Annotated in this window: 17 protein-coding genes; 6 read left to right on the top strand and 11 right to left on the bottom strand. The window is 58.9% G+C overall.

Annotation, left to right across the window (positions count from 1 at the left end):
- Positions 1 to 151 precede the first annotated feature (151 nt).
- The 3 genes from PMI25_RS16295 to PMI25_RS16285 all read left to right on the top strand — a co-directional run bounded on the left by PMI25_RS16295 (position 152) and on the right by PMI25_RS16285 (position 2,455).
- Entirely contained in the window at positions 152 to 1,126 is a 975-nt protein-coding gene (locus PMI25_RS16295; protein ID WP_007967135.1) for a quinone oxidoreductase family protein, read from the top strand.
- The gene (locus tag PMI25_RS16290; RefSeq protein WP_007967136.1) at positions 1,123 to 2,061 is read left to right on the top strand and encodes a LysR family transcriptional regulator; all 939 of its coding nucleotides are present in this window, start codon (positions 1,123 to 1,125) and stop codon (positions 2,059 to 2,061) included. Before PMI25_RS16295 ends, PMI25_RS16290 begins: the two co-directional genes overlap by 4 nt.
- Before the next feature lie 151 nt (positions 2,062 to 2,212).
- Positions 2,213 to 2,455 carry a hypothetical protein gene (locus PMI25_RS16285; protein ID WP_007967139.1) on the top strand — a complete coding sequence of 81 codons (243 nt, stop codon included), beginning with the start codon at positions 2,213 to 2,215 and terminating at the stop codon, positions 2,453 to 2,455.
- A 50-nt stretch (positions 2,456 to 2,505) separates the two neighbouring features.
- Here PMI25_RS16285 and PMI25_RS16280 read toward each other — a convergent pair whose 3' ends face one another.
- The 9 genes from PMI25_RS16280 to PMI25_RS16240 all read right to left on the bottom strand — a co-directional run bounded on the left by PMI25_RS16280 (position 2,506) and on the right by PMI25_RS16240 (position 14,791).
- Positions 2,506 to 3,408, bottom strand: a complete 903-nt coding sequence (locus tag PMI25_RS16280; RefSeq protein ID WP_007967141.1) for a bestrophin family protein — start codon at positions 3,406 to 3,408, stop codon at positions 2,506 to 2,508.
- A 164-nt stretch (positions 3,409 to 3,572) separates the two neighbouring features.
- On the bottom strand, positions 3,573 to 4,859 hold the full coding sequence (locus tag PMI25_RS16275) for a carbohydrate porin (protein ID WP_007967143.1): 1,287 nt from the start codon (positions 4,857 to 4,859) through the stop codon (positions 3,573 to 3,575).
- Positions 4,860 to 4,964: 105 nt separating this feature from the next.
- Positions 4,965 to 7,370 carry a glucose/quinate/shikimate family membrane-bound PQQ-dependent dehydrogenase gene (locus PMI25_RS16270; RefSeq protein WP_007967144.1) on the bottom strand — a complete coding sequence of 802 codons (2,406 nt, stop codon included), beginning with the start codon at positions 7,368 to 7,370 and terminating at the stop codon, positions 4,965 to 4,967.
- A 205-nt stretch (positions 7,371 to 7,575) separates the two neighbouring features.
- A complete protein-coding gene (gene tspO, locus PMI25_RS16265) occupies positions 7,576 to 8,019 on the bottom strand; it encodes a tryptophan-rich sensory protein TspO (RefSeq protein WP_045122098.1) in 444 nt (147 codons plus the stop codon).
- Positions 8,020 to 8,076: 57 nt separating this feature from the next.
- Positions 8,077 to 10,266, bottom strand: coding sequence for an ATP-binding protein (locus tag PMI25_RS16260; RefSeq protein WP_007967146.1), 2,190 nt, complete (start codon positions 10,264 to 10,266; stop codon positions 8,077 to 8,079).
- Between the two features lie 160 nt (positions 10,267 to 10,426).
- Positions 10,427 to 11,965 carry a cryptochrome/photolyase family protein gene (locus tag PMI25_RS16255; RefSeq protein WP_007967147.1) on the bottom strand — a complete coding sequence of 513 codons (1,539 nt, stop codon included), beginning with the start codon at positions 11,963 to 11,965 and terminating at the stop codon, positions 10,427 to 10,429.
- A complete protein-coding gene (locus tag PMI25_RS16250; protein ID WP_007967148.1) occupies positions 11,962 to 12,504 on the bottom strand; it encodes a DUF3833 domain-containing protein in 543 nt (180 codons plus the stop codon). The genes PMI25_RS16255 and PMI25_RS16250 overlap by 4 nt, the downstream gene beginning before the upstream one ends.
- A 390-nt stretch (positions 12,505 to 12,894) precedes the next feature.
- A complete protein-coding gene (locus PMI25_RS16245) occupies positions 12,895 to 14,019 on the bottom strand; it encodes an alkene reductase (protein WP_007967150.1) in 1,125 nt (374 codons plus the stop codon).
- A 94-nt stretch (positions 14,020 to 14,113) separates the two neighbouring features.
- Positions 14,114 to 14,791: a type 1 glutamine amidotransferase domain-containing protein gene (locus PMI25_RS16240; protein ID WP_007967152.1), complete on the bottom strand. Its 678-nt coding sequence runs from the start codon at positions 14,789 to 14,791 to the stop codon at positions 14,114 to 14,116.
- Between the two features lie 197 nt (positions 14,792 to 14,988).
- Here PMI25_RS16240 and PMI25_RS16235 point away from each other — a divergent pair, with 197 nt between their 5' ends.
- Together PMI25_RS16235 and PMI25_RS16230 are read left to right on the top strand one after the other, a co-directional pair.
- Entirely contained in the window at positions 14,989 to 15,573 is a 585-nt protein-coding gene (locus PMI25_RS16235; RefSeq protein ID WP_007967154.1) for a TetR/AcrR family transcriptional regulator, read from the top strand.
- Between the two features lie 160 nt (positions 15,574 to 15,733).
- Complete coding sequence (locus PMI25_RS16230; protein ID WP_007967156.1) at positions 15,734 to 15,982, top strand: CsbD family protein; 249 nt, start codon at positions 15,734 to 15,736, stop codon at positions 15,980 to 15,982.
- 132 nt (positions 15,983 to 16,114) lie between these two features.
- Here the strand turns inward: PMI25_RS16230 and PMI25_RS16225 are convergent, their stop codons facing one another.
- Positions 16,115 to 16,774 (bottom strand): carbonic anhydrase, encoded by a 660-nt coding sequence (locus PMI25_RS16225; protein ID WP_007967157.1) that lies wholly within the window; start codon positions 16,772 to 16,774, stop codon positions 16,115 to 16,117.
- 242 nt (positions 16,775 to 17,016) lie between these two features.
- Here PMI25_RS16225 and PMI25_RS16220 point away from each other — a divergent pair, with 242 nt between their 5' ends.
- On the top strand, positions 17,017 to 17,628 hold the full coding sequence (locus tag PMI25_RS16220) for a dTMP kinase (RefSeq protein ID WP_007967159.1): 612 nt from the start codon (positions 17,017 to 17,019) through the stop codon (positions 17,626 to 17,628).
- Positions 17,629 to 17,812: 184 nt separating this feature from the next.
- Here PMI25_RS16220 and PMI25_RS16215 read toward each other — a convergent pair whose 3' ends face one another.
- Positions 17,813 to 18,328, bottom strand: a complete 516-nt coding sequence (locus PMI25_RS16215) for a cupin domain-containing protein (protein WP_007967161.1) — start codon at positions 18,326 to 18,328, stop codon at positions 17,813 to 17,815.
- Positions 18,329 to 18,438: the final 110 nt, after the last annotated feature.

The raw sequence follows: 18,438 nt of genomic DNA, 5'->3' as shown, positions 1-18,438 counted from the left end.
CGCCGCAACTGATGCAGCGCTCCATTCCATGATGTTATTGCTGCAAATCATGCATTAATGTCGTGCAGTCAGCCCGTCTTGTTCATCGGCAAGTCAGTTCTCACACTAGCGGCATCTGTTTGGAAGACTTCTGATCTTAGAGGAAACGACCATGGTATCCGCTATCCGCTTTAATCAGTTCGGCGCGCCTGATGTGTTGAGTCTGGAAACGTTGAGCGAACAATTGCCCGGGCCAGGTGAGGTCTGGATTGAACAGGACGCCATCGGGGTCAATTTCCTCGATGTGACTCAACGCAAGGGTGCGGTGCCTGTTGCGCTGCCATCCGGACTCGGATTGGAGGGGGCCGGGCGAGTCGTCATCGTGGGTGAGGGCGTCAGCAATGTGCGCGTTGGTGATAGGGTCGCTTATGCTACTGGGCCCATTGGCTCATATGCTTCGGCCCGACTTTATCCAGCCGAGCGACTGGTGAAGATACCCGACGCCTTGTCGTTCGATGATGCCGCAGCTGTCATGTTCAAAGGCATCACTGCGCAGTACCTGTTAAAAACCACCTATCCAGTGGCACAGGGCACCACAGTTCTCATCTATGGCGTGGCTGGAGGATTGGGGGAAATCATGGTGCCATGGGCCAAGCACTTGGGGGCGACCGTGATTGGTGTGGTTTCAAAACTGGCCAGCGTCGAAAAAGCGCTGAGATCCGGTTGTGATGAGGTGTTGGTATTCAATGCCGACAACCTGGCGTCTGAGGTCAGCCGTCTTACCCAGGGCAGAAAGGTTGACGTGGTCTACGACCCTATTGGCCGTGCGTCTTTCCAGGCGTCTTTGGATAGTCTCCGGCCACGCGGGCTGATGGTTTCGTTCGGGGCCTCGTCAGGTGCGCCCTCGGCTGTAGAACTGTCGACGCTCAATGCTAAAGGCTCGCTGTTCCTCACACGTCCTTCACTGGCAGCACACACCGCCAGTGCCTGTGAGTACCAGGAACGGGCGCAGGATGTGCTGGCCGCCATAGGCGCAGGTATTATCAAGCCCAGGATTTGGGCCAGCTACGCTCTGAAAGATGCATCGCAGGCGCATACGGCATTGGAGTCGGGGCAGTCATCGGGGGCGATCATTCTAAAACCATGAATCTTGATGTTCTGAATAGTCAGCACAGTGACGAAATCGCTGCGTTTCTGGCCGTTGCCTCCCAAGGCTCGTTTGTCGCTGCAGGTCGGCTCCTGCAGCGACACCCAACCGTCGTATCGAAACGACTGGCCGCCATGGAAAAGCGCCTCGGTGTGCGTCTCGTCGAGCGTTCAACCCGTCAGGTTCGAATTACGCCAGTAGGTGCCAAGCTTGAGCAGCATCTGCGCTCGGCCATCAACCTGATGAATGAAGCGCAACAGCAGGCGACGCAAGGTGCCAGCGAAGTTCGAGGAACGTTGCGGCTTGCACTGCCGGCAGCCATGGGACGGCGCTGGCTTGGTCCGATGTTGCCGGAGTTTCTCAAGGAACATCCGCACGTTTCGATCCTCGCAGACTATAGCGAACGCCTGGTGGACATCATCGACGAAGGATTCGACGCTGCGATCCGAATCGGAGAACTGGAAGACAACCGACTGATCGCCAAACGGTTAAGTGACCACCGCCGGATCCTCGGCGCTTCGCCCGCTTACATAGAAAAGCATGGCATGCCCGACCATCCACACGATCTGATCCAGCACAATTGCCTTCGCTTTAGTGGCCTTGCGTCTTTTCCGCAATGGAGGCTTTTTCGCGGCAGCGAGTTGCAAACAGTCGCGCCAAAAGGAAACCTCACGGCCAACGACAGCGAATCGTTACTTGCCGCCGCTTGCGCTGATTCAGGGATACTCGGCGCAGGCGAATGGCTGATGCGCCATGACATTGCTGCAGGAAAATTGCTTCACGTTCTTCCGGAATGGCAACTCGACACCGCTGGTGGGGTTTACCTGGTCAGGCCGTCAGCCAAGTTTCCCAGCGCTGTGGTAATAGCTTTCAAACAGTGGATCGAGTCAAAGTTTACCCCTGCGCCTCCATGGGCTATTTGCCGGCCTGATTGAAATCCACTTCAAAAATTGCTGGCCTCTTGGTTAAACGCTCTCCAACTCTAAATAATCTGAACCCCGCCCGAACGCCCACGCCTAACGATCAGCTTGTGTTCATTCGCACAGGCCCGGTGCCAATAACGGCACATTCCGAGAGGTGGTCAACGTGGCTAAAGACGAGAAGAAGAGCAAAAAAGACGACGCTTCGAAAGCCAGCAAGGACTTGAAAGACAAAAAGTCCTCGCCGGAGAAGAAATCAGCGGCAGCTTCGGCGCTTTCCAAGTCCTCCGACAAGAAAGACAAGAAGAAAGACGCCGAGCCGAAAAAGTCTGCGAAAAAAGCCGATAGCAAGCCGGAAAAGGCCAAGGACTCAAAGAAGGCTGACAAGCCGGCGAAAAAGAAGAAGTAATACCTGCGACTCGCCAGGGCTTTATGCCCTGGCATCCCTCAGATCGTTGTTCAAGCCGTTTCTTCAACCCTGCGCGCATCCCCCAACGAATCACGCTGCATCGACTGCAGGTTTTTCTCGATGGTTTCGCACAGGGCTTCCATCTGGATCTGGTGCTCGCTGTGGCGAAACGGGCTTTGCAGGTCGGTGCCGATGCGTTCGATGGCCAGCAGCATGAAGCCCACCACCGTCGAGGCCAGCGGGGTGAACCAGCCCAATGATTCCACCAGCCCCACCGGCACAATCAGGCAGAACAGCGAGATAAACAGGCGTGGGAAGTACACGTAAGGGTAGGGCAGCGGGGTATTGGCAATGCGTTCCATCCCACCCTGGCTGTTGGACAGATCGACCATCGTCGATTCCAGCCGTGCCAGCCGAATGCTGTCGAGGCGCCCGGCCTTGTATTCCCGGGCCAGCAACGCCGCGGAACCGGTGAGGATGTCGTTGGCAAAATTGTTGGTGGTGCCGCTGCGGGCGAATTCATCCGCCGGGATGAACGCGCGGACTTCCTCCGGGCAAGGCTGACCTTGCAGATGCGCCGCGAGGCAATTGACGTACGCCACATGGCGGCGCAACAGCGTCGCCTTCACCGGGTTCACTTCGTTATCGGGATCATCCAGCAGCGTCAGCACCTGCCGGGCGAAGCTGCGCGAGCTGTTGATCATCATGCCCCACAGCGTGCGCGCCTCCCACCAACGGTTATAGGCGCTGCTGTTACGGAAACTGATCAGCACCACCAGCGCTGAACCGAGCAGCGTCAGCGGCATCAGCGGCAGGTTGATTTTGGCGTTGAGGAATAACATGAAGTCGACGGTGACGGCGATGTCCCAGAGCAACAGCCAGAACAGCGACCAGCCCACGTAGCCCATGGTCTTGATGATCAAACGGTATTTTTTGACGATGGCTGCTTTCAAACGGAAACCTCGTGGCGAGCGGTAAGCGTTAACGCCCTAGCTCCGACGCTGGTTCGGGGGTAAAGGTTCGCTGTCGACTGAGCATCTTGTTTACGACAATTGTCAGGCAATAAAAAACCCGGTCATTACGCCGGGTTTTTTATTGCCTGCAGTTCTGCCAGAAGTCAGAGCGAAGCTTTCACCTGCAAACCAAACACCAACGCATTGTCGATGTCCTGCCCGGAAAACGCCCCCGGCTCGATGATGTATTGCAGGTTCGGGCGCAGTGTCAGCCAAGGCGTGGCCTGATAACCGTAGCCAAGTTCGATCAACTGCTCGCCACTGTCCAGGTTCGGGAACTGCGTGCCATTGGCCATGGCGGCGTCCTGTTGCACGTCGCGGCTGCGCGGGTTAGGCACGGCGCGGCCGTAGCCCAGAGCGACGGTGTCACGCGGGCGACCTTCGAACGGTTTGTACAGCACCAGACCGGTGCCGTACCACTTGCTGAATGGCGAAGCCGCTTCGCTGGCCGCCGAGTATTGGCCGAACGCATGCAGGCTGCGGCCCTCGGACGTTGGCGAACTCCATACGGCCTGATCGATCAGCAAGTAATGACCGCCGCGACCGGAGACTTCTTTGTCGCTGCCGATGCGTTTCACGTCGGAGCTGTCGTAGTAGTAACCGAGCTTGTATTCGCCGGGCAATTGGCCCGCGTGCTTGTACACCAGCTCGATTGGCACCACGGTGCCGGTCGTGTGTTTCGGGCCCAGATGCCAGGCGCGGCTGGAGTTGCCGTTGCTTTCCGGGTCGACGTTGAACGCGGCCACGCGCAGTTGCCAGGACGGCGACAAGTCGTATTTCACCCGCACACCCAAGTGCGCGTTGGGGTAGTTGGTCCAGCCGCTGCCGCCGGACATGTTCAGCGGATGGCCGCAGAAACCGGCGTTCATGAAGTTGCACAGAATGCCGCTGTCGAGGCCACCAAGGTCGTTGCCCATGGCCATGTAACCGAGTTTTACGTTGAGCGCCGGGGTGAACAGGCTGCGCTCGTAGCTGAGTTCGGTCAGGCGGGTGTAGAGGCCGCCGTAGTTTTCCTGGATCGGCAGACGGTTGCCGACCAGGTCTTCGGAGGCGCTGTTGCCGCGACGGTCGTTGATGGTGAGCTGAACCTTGCCGGCGTTCTCCACGCCATACAACTTGCTCAGGTCGAACTGCGCGCCGAGCTTGATGTTCTGCGAGTAACGGCCGGAGCGGTGCAGACCGCCATCGGCGTTGTAAGCCATTTCGCCGGTGTAATCGCCGGTGAACTTGATCCCGTCCTGATCCATCTGGTGGCGCAGACCGCCCCAGTCACCGGTCAGGGTGTTACGGGTCAACAGGTTCGAATCAGTATCGGCGAAGGCGGGCAGGGTGGTGCAGGTCAGGCCCAACAGCACGCCGTTGACCCAGCCGTTACGAGTAAAACCAAACATGGAGATCTTCCTGCTCAAAGCTGTAGCGATATCGGAAAGCGGCGCGGCACCCTCAGGTGCCGCGCGCAAAAAGAAAGCGCCCGTGTTCAACACGGACGCTGCGGTTTACGGCAAGGCGTAAGCCATCACGTAGTCGCCGCGATCGGTCGACTGACGTGCACCACCGGCGGTGATGACGATGTACTGCTTGCCAGTCTTCGGCGAAACGAAAGTCATCGGGCCGCCCTGACTACCGACTGGCAGACGCGCTTTCCAGATTTCTTCGCCATTGGCGCTGTTGAAGGCGCGCAGGTAGAAGTCCTGAGTGCCGGCGATGAAGATCAGGCCACCTTGGGTCGACAGGGTGCCGCCGAGGGTTGGCAGACCGATCTTGATCGGCAGGTGCATGCGAATGCCCAGCGGACCGGTGTCTTCAACGGTGCCGACCGGAACCTGCCAGGCAACTTTCTGGGTCTTCATGTCGATCGCGGTCAGGGTGCCGAACGGTGGGGCCTGGCAAGGAATGCCGGCCACCGACAGGAAGCGGTTTTTGTTCACCGCGTAAGGCGTGCCTTTGAGCGGTACCGCGCCCATGCCGGTGTTCAACGCTTCGCCACCGGACGAGGCCTGAGCCTTGTTTTGCGACGGGATCATCTGAATCCACAGACCCAGGCGCATGTCGTTGACGAAGATGAATCCGTGTACCGGGTCAGTGGAGATGCTGCCCCAGTTCATGCCGCCCAGCGAACCCGGGAAGCTCAGCGATTTGTCGGTACCCGGCGCGGTGTACAGGCCGTCGTAACGCATCGATTTGAAATCGATCCGGCACAGCAACTGGTCGTACGGGGTGGCGCCCCACATGTCCGACTCAGTCAGGTGCTGCGCACCGATCTGCGGCATGCCCAGCGATTTTGGCTGAGTTGGCGAGTACGGTTCGTTCGGGATGTTCGCGGCTTTGACCGGGACTTCTTTAACCTCGGTCAACGGTTTGCCGGTGGCACGATCGAGCACGTAGATCTGCCCGGCCTTGGTGCCGATGACCAGCGCCGGAACGGTTTTGCCGTCCTTGGTGAAGTCGATCAGGCTCGGCTGCATCGGCAGGTCGAAGTCCCACAGATCGTTGTGTACAGTCTGGAACACCCAGCGTTCATCACCGGTGGTGGCGTCCAGCGCGAGGATCGAGGCGCCGTAGGTGTGATCGAGTTTGCTGCGCTCGACACCATAGATGTCGGTGGACGAGCTGCCCATCGGCAGGAACACGGTGTTGGTCGCCGGATCGTAGGACATCGGTGCCCAGCTGTTCGGCGTGCTGCGCACGTACGTGCTGCCGTCGGCCGGTGCCTGTTTGTCCTGCGGATTGCCCGGGTCGAAGGCCCAGCGCATGGCGCCGGTGATCACGTCAAAACCACGGATCACGCCACCCGGCATGTCGGTCTGTACGTTATCGGCCACGCGACCGCCAACCACCACGGTGGTACCGGCCATCAACGGCGCGGAGGAGAGCTGGTAGTAGCTGTCCGGCACATCGCCGAGACCGGCCTTCAGATCGACCTGACCGTTGTTGCCGAAACCCTGGCAGAACTCGCCGGTGTCGGCATCGACCGCGATCAGGCGGGCGTCGATGGTGTTGGTCAGCAGACGGCGCTGGCAATTGGCGGCTGGGGCCGGTTTGGCTTCGATGATGCTCGAATTGCTTGGCTGAGCGATGCTCTTGGTCGCATCGAAATAGACCATGCCACGGCAACGCTGCCAGACTTTCGACTGGGCGTTGATCGCGTTCTTCCACAGCTCTTTGCCGGTGTCGGCATCCAGCGCGATCAGGTTGTTGTGCGGGGTGCAGATGAACACTTTGTTGCCGATCTGCAGTGGAGTGAGCTGGTCTTCGGCACCGTTGCCATCGCTCTCGGCAACGTCACCGGTGTGGTAGGTCCACGCCACTTTGAGCTTGTCGACGTTGCTGCGGTTGATCTGGTCCAGCGCAGCAAAGCGGCTGCCGCCCTCGGTATTACCGTAGTGCGCCCAGTCTTTTTGCGCCTTGTCCGGCTCAACCGGGGTCAGGCCCGGGCCAGTACCGGTAGCGGCAACGGTCGGGTGCGCGACGAACATGTTGCCGGCAGCCACCGCCAGTGCCACGGCCAGCACCGCAGCAACGCCATAAGCACCGCGACCCGGCACGCCACCATTGGCGCGTTTGAGCAGCGGGTAGACCAGCGTCACCGCCAGACCCACGGCGCTGAACATGAACAGACGCGAGAACACCGGCCAGAACACCAGCCCGGCATCGCTCACCGCCCAGATCGCTGTCCCGACCAGAAACGCCGCGAACAGCCAGGCGCCGGCCGTCTTGTAGCGAGCGATCAGCAGACCGGAAACGGCCATCACCAGACCACCCACGAGGAAGTACCACGACCCTCCCAGGCTGACCAGCTTCACTCCGCCAGCCGCAAGTGCCAGGCCGAGCAGGGCGATGATCACCCCCAGCCCGACCAGAATGAATTTTGATATGCCCGAGAGGCGTTGACTCTGCTTCACGTTGAATGTCCCGTTGAAATGAGGCGTGCATTATATAGATAGGTAACTACCTAGTTAAATCACTAATTCAGTAATGAACTGTTGTTCATTGCGAAATCCCCTTCCTGAGCGGGGACCTGCGCTTTCAAGGGGCTGGAAGATATTTTGTGTGCCTGTAAATAAGCCTTTCTGTCAGAAAAAATGCGAGTTATGACAGCTGTCGCCATCAGCCGCGGTTATTGCGCAGAATCGAGAAATTCAACGCCGCCGCCACACACAGCCAGGCCAGATACGGAAACAGGATCAACCCGGTGATCAAATCCAGACGCAACGCCAGGAACACCATCGCCGCGACCACCAGCCACAACAGCAGCAGAATCACCATGGCGGCGGCGACCTGATGCGCGCCGAAGAACACCGGCGTCCACAACGTGTTCAGGGCAATTTGCGCGGCCCACAGCGCCAGTACCGTCTGACTGCCAGGAATCAGGCTCAAGCGATAACCGGCCCAGGCCAGCAACAGATAGATGATGGTCCAGGCCACCGGAAACGCCCAATTGGGTGGGGTAAAACCGGGTTTGTTCAGCGCTTCGTACCATGGCCCGGGTTTGAAAATCACCCCGGTAGTCGCTGCAGCGCCGCACGCGATCAGAAAAATCAGAAACGTCACCATTTATCACTCCTTGGCCGCAGCCACTCTCTGGAATTACAGCGCCGCAACGGTCGCTCATTCGGATTTCATTGCCAGCAGGTCGCTGACCCGCGCCACCAGCGTGTCGACGGCAAACGGCTTGGTCAGCACCTGCATGTCCGGGCCAAGCTGGCCGGCACCAATCACCGCGTTTTCCGCGTACCCGGTGATGAACAGGGTCTTCAGGTTCTGGCGGATTTCCCGGCCTGCATCGGCCAGTTGCCGACCGTTCATGCCACCCGGCAAGCCGACGTCGGTGATCAGCAAGTCGATGTGAATGTCCGAGCGCAACATCTTCAGTCCGACCACACTGTCAGCGGCCTCTATCAAGGTGTAGCCGAGATCGCCGAGCACGTCAGTCAGCAGCGCACGCACCGTAGGCTCGTCGTCCACCACCAGAATCGTCTCGCCAGATTTGGGCAAGGCTGCCGGCGTGTTGTCCTTGTGATCCTGATTCGGCACAGGCTCGCCATGGTAGCGCGGCAGATAAATGCACATCTCCGTGCCCTGGCCAACCTGCGAATGCACGCGCACCTGGCCGCCGGACTGTTTGGCGAAACCATAGATCATCGACAACCCCAGCCCCGTGCCCTGGCCCAGCGGTTTGGTGGTAAAGAACGGGTCGAAGGCCTTGGCGATGACATCGGCGGTCATCCCGGTGCCGGTATCGGTCACGCACAGACACAGGTATTCGCCCTCGGGCATGTCCAGTGCGCGCGCCGTCTCGCAGTCCAGCGTGCGGTTGGCTGTCTCGATGGTGATGCGCCCGCCGTCCGGCATCGCGTCGCGCGCGTTGATGCACAGGTTGAGCAGGGCGTTCTCCAACTGGCTGGCATCCACCAGCGTTGGCCAGAGCCCCGGCGCGGCGCGGGTTTCCAGAACGATGCTGGGGCCGACCGTACGCTGGATCAGTTCGGTCATGCCGGTCATCAGCGTGTTGACATCGGTGGGGCGCGGATCGAGAGTCTGGCGTCTGGAAAACGCGAGCAGGCGGTGGGTCAGGGCGGCGGCGCGCTTGACCGCGCCCTGGGCGGTCACCATGTACTTGTCGACCTCATTCAGCCGACCCTGGCTGATGCGTGCGCCCATCAACTCCAGCGCGCCGGAAATGCCGGCCAGCAAATTGTTGAAGTCATGCGCCAAGCCCCCGGTCAGTTGGCCGACGGCCTCCATTTTCTGCGACTGGCGCAGCTTCTCTTCGGCTTGCATCAACTCTGAAGTGCGCGATGACACGCGCTGCTCCAGCGTATCGTTGAGCGCGCGCAACGCGGCGATGGCGCGGTCGCGCTCCGCTTCGACATTGCGCCGTTCCTCGACATCGATCAGCACGCCGGGAAAGCGCAGCGGCGTTCCATCATCGGCACACTCAACACGGCCGTTGGCCTCGATCCACTGGTATTTGCCGTCACCGCGGCGCACACGGTACTGGTGGGAGTAGGCACCACCACGGCCGATGGCTTCGTTGATCGCGGTGGTCAGTCCATCCTGGTCTTCGGGATGCACGGTCACCATGACTTGCTCGAGGCTCAGCCCTTCGCGGCCCAGTGCCGGGTCGAGGTCGAACACCCGGGCGAACGCTTCGTCCACGGCGAAACGATCGGTGGGCAAGTCCCAGTGCCAGGTGCCGATAATGGCCCCGGCGGCGAGCGCCAGTTGCACGCGCTCGACGTTCTCCCGCGCCAGCGCTTCACTGGCACGCAAACGCTCCTCGGCGTCGCGCCGCTGGGTGACGTCGTTGAACAGGATAGCAATCTGCCGGTCGGCCGGATCGCCGACTCGCACCGCGCGCACGTCGAACCAGCGTTCGAAGGTGTTGGCGTAGCTCTCGAAGTTCGCCGGTTCGCCGCTCTTGGCCACGTGGCCGTAGGTTTCAAACCAGAAGCTTTCCAGATTGGGCGCGAACTCGGTCACCCACTTGCCGCGCAGGTTGACTCCGCACTGGTGTTCGAACGCCGGATTGGCTTCGACGAAGTAGTAATCGACGGGTTTATCCTCGGCGTCGAATTTGACCTTGACGATGGCGAACGCCGATTCGATGGTTTCCAGAATGGTGATGAAGCGTGCCTCGCTGCGGGCGAGCGCATCCCGACTGGCTTGCAGTTGCGCCGCCATGTCGCGATCGAGGTCAACGACCTGGGTGTCGACCTGAGTGCTGTGAAGCGCCGCGCGCAATCGCCTTACCTCTGACTCAAGCGCTTCGCGACTAAGGTGTTCAAGGGTATCCATGTGACCTGCTTGGTTGAATTTTCAGGGTCTGGCTTCATAGCGCGCGTGGGCACAACACGAGCAGTTGAACGTTGCGCTCGCAGGGGACTCGAGCGCCGATCATCCGTTGACCGGGCGCGCTGCGCTTAAGTTTCACCACCCGCGCAAGCGAGCGTTCATTTCAGATCGACTCGCCGTTATCCAGGCGCGCCAACAGGTTCTGCCCGCGTTGCCAGAGCGCCTCCTGCTTGGCTGGCGGCATGCGGTCGAGGTTCTTGTACATCATTGTCATGCGCTGATTGCCGCGCAGTTGTTCACCGTGGCGCATCAGAAAATGCCAGTACAACGCATTGAACGGGCAGGCATTGTCCGCGGTACTTTCGCTGACCTTGTAGGCGCAGCTTCGGCAGTAGTCGGACATGCGATTGATGTATTGGCCACTGGCGCAATAAGGTTTGGAACCGAGATAGCCGCCATCGGCATGCATGACCATGCCCAAGGTGTTGGGCAGCTCGACCCAGTCGAAGGCGTCCATGTAGATCGCCAGATACCACTCACAGATCTGGCTCGGCGCGATCCCGGCGAGCAGGGCAAAATTGCCGGTGACCATCAGCCGCTGAATGTGATGCGCGTAGGCGTGCTGCAGACTCTGGCCGATGGACTGGCGCATGCAGTTCATCTGCGTAGCGCCGGTCCAGTAGAACTCGGGCAGTGGCCGGTCGTTGCCGAACACATTGCCCAGTGCGTAGTCCGGCATTTTCAGCCAGTACACGCCGCGCACGTATTCACGCCAGCCGATCAGTTGCCGAATGAAGCCTTCGGCGGCGTTCAGCGCAATCCTGCCGGCCCAATAAGCCGACTCGACGTCGCTGCACAACTGCCGCAAATCCAGCAGGCCTATATTGAGCGCGGCACTGATGCGCGCATGAAACAGAAACGGTTCGTCACTGGCCATGGCGTCCTGATAGTCGCCGAAGCCTGCCAAGCCATAATCCAGAAAATATTCCCACAGCGCCTGTGCGTCGGCATGGGTGACCGGGTAGTTGAAGTCGTCGAGTGCACCGTAATGCTGACTGAAACGCGCCTTCACCAGATCCAGCACTTCGCCGGTGATGGCGTCGTTGCTGAAGCGGATCGGGTAGGGGGCTTTCACGCCTTTGGGCAGGGCCTTGCGGTTCTCTGCATCGAAATTCCACGCGCCGCCCACCTGCGTGCCGTCGCCATTGAGCAGCAAGCGACTCTTGCGGCGCATCTCGCGATAGAAGAACTCCATGCGCAACTGCTTTTTGCCGGCAGCCCAGTTGGCGAACTCGGCGCGACTGCACAGAAAGCGCGTGTCGGCGTGCCAGTAAACGGGCAAGCCACAGTCCTTGATCGATTGCTCCAGGCGCCAGTCCCCGCACTCGGTGACGTGCACTTCCTCGGCCTGCAGCCGCTGTTGCCAGCGCTGTAATTCCCCCGGCACCGAGCCGCTGTTGTGCGGATCATCCAGGATCACGTATTCGACACGAACACCTTGGTCTCGCAGGGCCTGAGCGAAATGGCGCATGGCACTGAAGATCAGGGCAATCTTTTGTGGATGGTGCGGCACATGGCTGGCTTCTTCCATGACCTCGACCAGCAGCACGCTGTCGCGCTCGCTATCGAGCGTCTGCAATGAAGCCAGATCGAAGGACAACTGATCGCCCAGCACCAGGCACAAACGGCGAGTAATGTTCATTCAGTGTGACCGACGTCAACGCGACGGAAGAACAAGGTCACCTGTCCGACTTCAACACCGAGCTTGGTCATGCTGGTGCGGTTGATCAGCGTGTCCTCGTCCATCTGGTACATCCAGTCGTCCATGCTCATTTCATAGGTCGAGCCATCAACCGGCAGATTCAGGCGATAACGCCAGTGCAGCGCATTGCCGGCGACCTGGCCTGTGGCGACCCCCACCACATCACCCGCACGCCCGCTCCAGCGCCCCTGGCCCTCGGGCGTCAGGGTCCAGACGCGGCGTTGGCGCGTGCCGTCGCTGTACAGGAAGCGCTCATCGAGAATCAGGTTATCGCCTTCGCGGTGGCTGACGATGTTGACCTCGAAGCGCTTTACCACTTCCCCGGAGCGCTTTTGAAACATCCCCCAGGCTTTCACGGGTTTGCTGAAAAAGCGTTGCAGGTCCAGCGCCGGTTGCTGATCGGCATAGTGGCTGACCTCCACGCTGGCACAGCTCGCTACGCCGAGTGTCAGCGCCAGTAACAGCAGAAATCGGGTCATGGCCTTACTTCCTGAATGCACGCGTGTTGAAGTGAATTAACTGCTTGTACGGCTTAAAGTGTCTGTACAGGTTTATGGCGCCTGTATGAGATCAAAGCCTCAAAAATCTGCACAGCAAATCATTGATGCTGAATACCACTAAAATACCGCCGTCAGCAGTGCATGCGGATTTCGCCTCCGCCAGGAGCATTTGGCAAAATATTGTACGTAGATAGATCATCTGTATAGGTTTTATTCACGATAGGTGGAAAAAATCCACCTGACAATGAATCAGCGATCTTTTTCGTGCAGATGCGAAAAACTCGCAGCGCAGCGCGCGAGGTTGCGGGTGTAGCGGGGGAGAAGAGGAAGCGCTCCCGGTGAGTGGGAGCGCTGTGCGAATTCGCGGAATTATTCGCTGTAGGTCGGGTAATCCACATAGCCTTCGGCATTGCCGCCGTAGACCGTCGCGGGATTCAGTGGATTGAGCGGCCAGTCATTGGCGATGCGCGCCGGCAGGTCCGGGTTGGCCATGAACGGACGACCGAAAGCCACCAGATCCGCCAGTCCCGATTCAAGCAATTGCGCACCGGATTCTGCGTTGTAGCGCCCGGCATAAATGATCGCGCCACTGAAGGTATCGCGCACTGCACGGCGGAAGGTTTGCGGCATCGCGGGCGCGTCGTCCCAGTCCGCTTCAGCGATGGACAGGTAGGCGATGCCCACATCCTCAAGCACTTTGATCGCTTCGATGTAAGTGGTGTGCGGGTCCTCTTCGACCATGCCCAGATAGGTGCGCGCTTCATCGGTGGTAGTGAACAATGGCGCGAAACGCACGCCGACTTTCTCCTTGCCGATGCACTCGGCGACACCCGACACCACTTCGCGCAGAAAGCGCAGGCGATTGTGCAGCGAGCCACCGTACTGATCGGTGCGCACGTTGCTGTGGGCGGAAATGAACTGGTTCACCAGATAGCCATTGGCGCAGTGCAGTTCGATTCCGTCGAAGCCGGCGTCCATCGCATTGCGCGCCGCCTGTATATAGAGCTGAACCAGTTCCTGGACCTCGTCGGTGCTCAGCGCTCGCGGCGCGGATGGCGTAACCAGCTCGCCGGCGCCCGGCGCAGTTTCGATGAACACGCTGACCCGCTCGGTGGCGATCGCAGACGCTGAAACCGGGGCCGCGCCACCGGGTTGCAGCGCGGTATGGGACACACGGCCGACGTGCCAGAGCTGGGCGAATATCACGCCGCCCTTTGCATGAACCGCTTCGGTGACTGTGCGCCATCCGGCAATTTGTTCCGGGGTGTGAATGCCGGGAGTCCAGGCGTAGCCCTGACCGCGAGGCTCGATCTGCGTGCCTTCGGTGACCAGCAGACCGGCACCGGCGCGTTGCTGGTAATACTCGGCCATCAATGCGTTGGCGACATTGCCCGGTTGCGTGCTGCGCTGGCGGGTGAGGGGCGGCAGGACGATGCGGTTCTTCAGGGTGTGCAGGCCCAGTTTGACGGGGGTGAAGTAAAGGCTGTTTTTCATGTGATTCCTGTTTTGGTCTTATTAGACCAGTCGACTAGTGAGGCGGTAAAAAAACACCGTGCGGGATGCGCACGGTGTCTGGACGCTGGAGGGCTCAGGCCAACAGCTTCAGCAGTTTTTCGGCGACGGCTGCCGAGCTGGCAGGGTTTTGACCCGTCACCAGTTGACCATCGGTGACCACGTGAACCTGCCAGTCAGCGACCTTGGAGTAGCGGCCACCGAGACGCTGGAATTCGTCTTCGATCAGGAACGGCACGACATCGGTCAGGCCCACAGCGGCTTCTTCAGCATTGGTGAAACCGGTGACGTCGCGGCCTTGAATCAACGGTTTGCCATCGGCAGCCACCACGTGGCGCAGAACGCCGGGCGCATGGCAGACGAAACCGTGAGGTTTGTTGCTGCGGTCGAAAGCTTCGATCAGCGCGATCGAGTGTTGGTCTTCGGCCAGATCCCACAGTGGGCCATGGCCACCGGGATAAAACACGGCATCGAAATCCTCGGCGCTGACATCCGCCAGGCGCCCGGTATTGGCCAGCGCCTGCTGAGCGGCGGGGTCCTGGCGGAAGCGGTCGGTTTCAGCGGTTTGCGCATCGGGCTCATCGCTTTTCGGATCGAGCGGTGGCTGGCCACCGGCTGGCGATACCAGAGTGATCTGCGCGCCGGCATCCTTGAAGGCGTAGTAGGGGGCCGCGAACTCTTCGAGCCAGAAGCCGGTTTTCTTGCCGGTGGTGCCAAGCTGATCGTGGGAAGTCAGAACCATCAAGATTTTCATAGAGCGCCCTGTATTGGTCTGGTGTCCTCGACGGGTTCGTCTGCGACACCTCGGAAGGAGTGACGGGCACAGAATAGATTCATATTAGACCGGTCGTCTAGTAAATTTTTTACCCCCGTGTTTCCGCGCCATCACTGTGGCAAACTCCTGCTCATCAGAAATATACGACTGGTCTAATATTTGGTATTTTGCGCCCCATGAAACCGACCTACGACGATACCCGCCAACACCTGCTCGACACCGGCCACCGCATGATGGCCGAAAAGGGCTTCACCAGCGTTGGCCTGAGCGAGATCCTGCAGACCGCCGGTGTGCCCAAGGGCTCGTTCTATCACTACTTCAAATCCAAGGAACTCTACGGCCAGGCGCTGCTGGAGGACTACTTTGTCGGCTACCTGGCGGACATGGAGCGACGCCTGACTCTGCCTGGGCTCAGTGCCTATGAGCGGCTGATGGATTACTGGCAGGGCTGGCAGAACCGCTGCACCCTGGAAGGTCATGGCGATGAATGCCTGGTGGTCAAGTTGAGCGCGGAAGTCGCCGACCTGTCCGAGTCGATGCGCCTGACCTTGCGCGACGGCGCCGAGCGCATCGTTGCGCGGATCACGACGTGCCTGGAAGAAGGGCAGTTGGATAAAAGTTTGCCGCAGACTGACGCTCGGCAACTGGCAGAAACGCTCTATCAACTGTGGTTGGGGGCGAGTTTATTGAACAAACTGCAGCGCACGGGGCAGTCGTTGCAGACGTCGATGGTGATGACCAAACAGCTTTTGCAAAGCTGAGGACACCCACCGGCTTGGCCACTGTTCATCCTCGGCGTCTTCTTGATTTCTTGATTCCTGGCCTCTGGCTTTGTCATTTGATGGAACTCCACCTCACAGCCACCAGTCAATTTTTCTGTCGAGACTCAGAGCTTCCCACTTGAAAGAAGGTTTATGAATCATGAAGAGTGAACAGGTAGAAGGTGTAGCGGAAAAGTTGGCTGGCAAGGCGCAGAGCGCGGTCGGGAAATTGATGGGTGATTCGAAGATGGAAGCCGAAGGTGCTGGACATCAAGCAGCTGGACAGCTGACTAAAACCTACGGCGATGCGCTGGATAACGTGTCGACCTTCGTTAAAGAAAAACCGATCGCTGCAATCGCGATAGGTGCTGCGGCATTGATCCTGATAAACCGAATTTTCCGTCGCTGAGTGAGTGGCCAGTTTTTCAGCAGACGTTGAAAAACTGGAAAATTGAATTAAAGGAAAGGGCCCCTCGGGGCCCTTTGTTTTAACCGGTCTTTCATGGACGTTATGGATTCAAGGACCGATCGCTCGTCGCCATCACATCTGTCTGCCGTTACGCGCTGCGATCGCAACGGTGGTCGGCGAATCAGCCAGTGAAACGAATTTGCGTGTCGCGCCATCCAGAGCATCGATGCATCCCGCCTCGATGTCGTAGACCCAGCCGTGCAGATTCATCCGCCCCTGTTCAAGCGCCAGGGCCACCGATGGATGAGTCCGCAGATTCGCCAGTTGCGCGATCACGTTTTCACGCACAAGACCATCCAGCTTGGCGCGGGGCGTGTCGAACTCATGCGCTGCATTAATCGCTTTCGCGGCGTCCGAGTGACGTAGCCAGTTAGCGACCGCCGGAAGATGATCCAGGCACGTGCAGCGTGAAATCGCGCCCATCGCCCCGCAGTCCGAGTGGCCGCAGATCACGATGTCCTGTACGCCAAGCACGGCGACCGCATATTCGACGGTGGCCGAGACGCCACCCGGTTCAGGGCCGTAAGACGGCACAATGTTGCCGGCGTTACGAATCACGAACAGTTCGCCCGGTTCGCGTTGCGTAAGGAGTTCCGGCACCACACGGCTGTCCGAGCAGGTGACGAACAACGCCTTCGGATTCTGTTCTGTCGCGAGCTGCTTGAACAGCTCGACGCGTTGCGGATAAACCTCGCGCTGAAAGCGCAGAAAGCCGTCAATAATGTCCTGCATGAAGTCCTCCAAACCCGAAAAGCAGATGTGGGCACGAGCACTCGATATGCCTTCGCGCCGCTGTGGTCGGCATTATTGCAGACGTCGCAGGTGTTGGCTGTACTGGATGTCCGCAACATGAAGCTCATGACAGCGGACGGCCGGAGAGGGGGCAGGGCCATGCCATTGGAAATGACAATTCAGCCATTGGAATGCCAGGAATGCGGTTAGAGTGGCCCTCCACAAACATGGTTATGTGAACAATGAATCGTCCGCTGTTTGTTTCTCTGGATGGGCCCAAAGGCACCGGCAAAACCACGCTGTTGGAGGCCGTTACGACGGCACTGAGGGCCGGCAACAAGAAAGTCATCCGGCTGTGCGAGAGAAAAAGCGATCCTTTTCGGGGTGAAACCATGGCCCTGATCAACGCGCTTGCCAGAAATCCTTCCGAGGATCTGGAATGGGCTGTGTGCCAGCGCCTGGCTGAAAGTCGGCGCTGGATTTCCGGAAACGTGCTGACGGAGCAGCCGCTGGACAGCATCATCCTGATCGATCGCTGGTATCCGTCCGATGCAGCGTTTCGCCGAACCATCCCGTTTGCCGAGATTCTCCAGTTGAACCTGGATCGGGACGTGCGAGTGCCGGACCTGCATGTTGGCGTCGTCACTGATCCGGATATTTCATGGACAAGGGCTGCAACAAGATCGCGAGGATTGGGCGGCACTGTGATTCTGAAGCACGCAGAGCATGTGGCGTGTACGGAGATGTTCGAGCAAGCGGTCAAGGAGCACGGTTGGGTTCTGTGTCGTAATGAGGGAACCATCGAAGACGCTACGATGCAGGTGGTTTCTGAGATTTATAGGGTGCTGGGGTGATTGTTGGAGTGGAGACAGATGTTGGTGGAGGATGGCGCGTAGCGTAATACATGGTTTAACATAATATACATTACACGTAACAAGATGTTTCAGGATTAGCCCGGTTGCACGTCAGATTTCAATCCAGAACCTCTCTCTGAAACCTCTCGTTTCAAGACCTTCAGATTGCTCGAATTCCTAAACCTCAATCCCCATCACGCGTCAGCTTTTCAATCAGCATTCGATGCTGAGGAAACTGCACGATCAGTTTCCGCCGATCACCCATCTCCATGTCCGCAAAATCAAATCCCGGCGACACGGCTTCACTGATCAAACCAAATCCATGTTCTCCATTCAGTAGTCGCGAAGCTTTCCAGATTCCGCCAGGCACGTGCATTTGCAGATGTTGTCCCGCCAGAATGTCGTTGCCCATTACCAAAGTTTCCAGCGAGCCGTCAGCGTGGATCATGCTGTACTCGATGGGATCGCCCAGATGGTAGAAATGCAGAATGTCCGATTGATTGAAATGAAACTGGCCCACCGGCGAATCTTCAGTCAGCAAGTAATAGATCGAAGTCATCAGGTAACGTGAGCCACCGGCGGTTTGCAACATGGCGCGTTGATCAGCTTGAAAAGTCCGGCGGAAATAACCACCTTCTACATGAGGCTGCAGATCCAGCCTGGCAATCACGTCCCTGACATCTGTCTTGCCTCGATTCATCGTCTGCTCCGTTGATTCGCAGGTCAATTCACTGATAGCTCTACTAAATCTCTACAGATAAGATCACCTATTGTACTAAGATTACCGTTGGCCAGTAACCATGGGGGTTA

This window comes from Pseudomonas sp. GM30, assembly GCF_000282275.2.
Classification (GTDB): Bacteria; Pseudomonadota; Gammaproteobacteria; order Pseudomonadales; family Pseudomonadaceae; genus Aquipseudomonas.
This window is presented reverse-complemented; position numbering and strand designations above follow the sequence as displayed.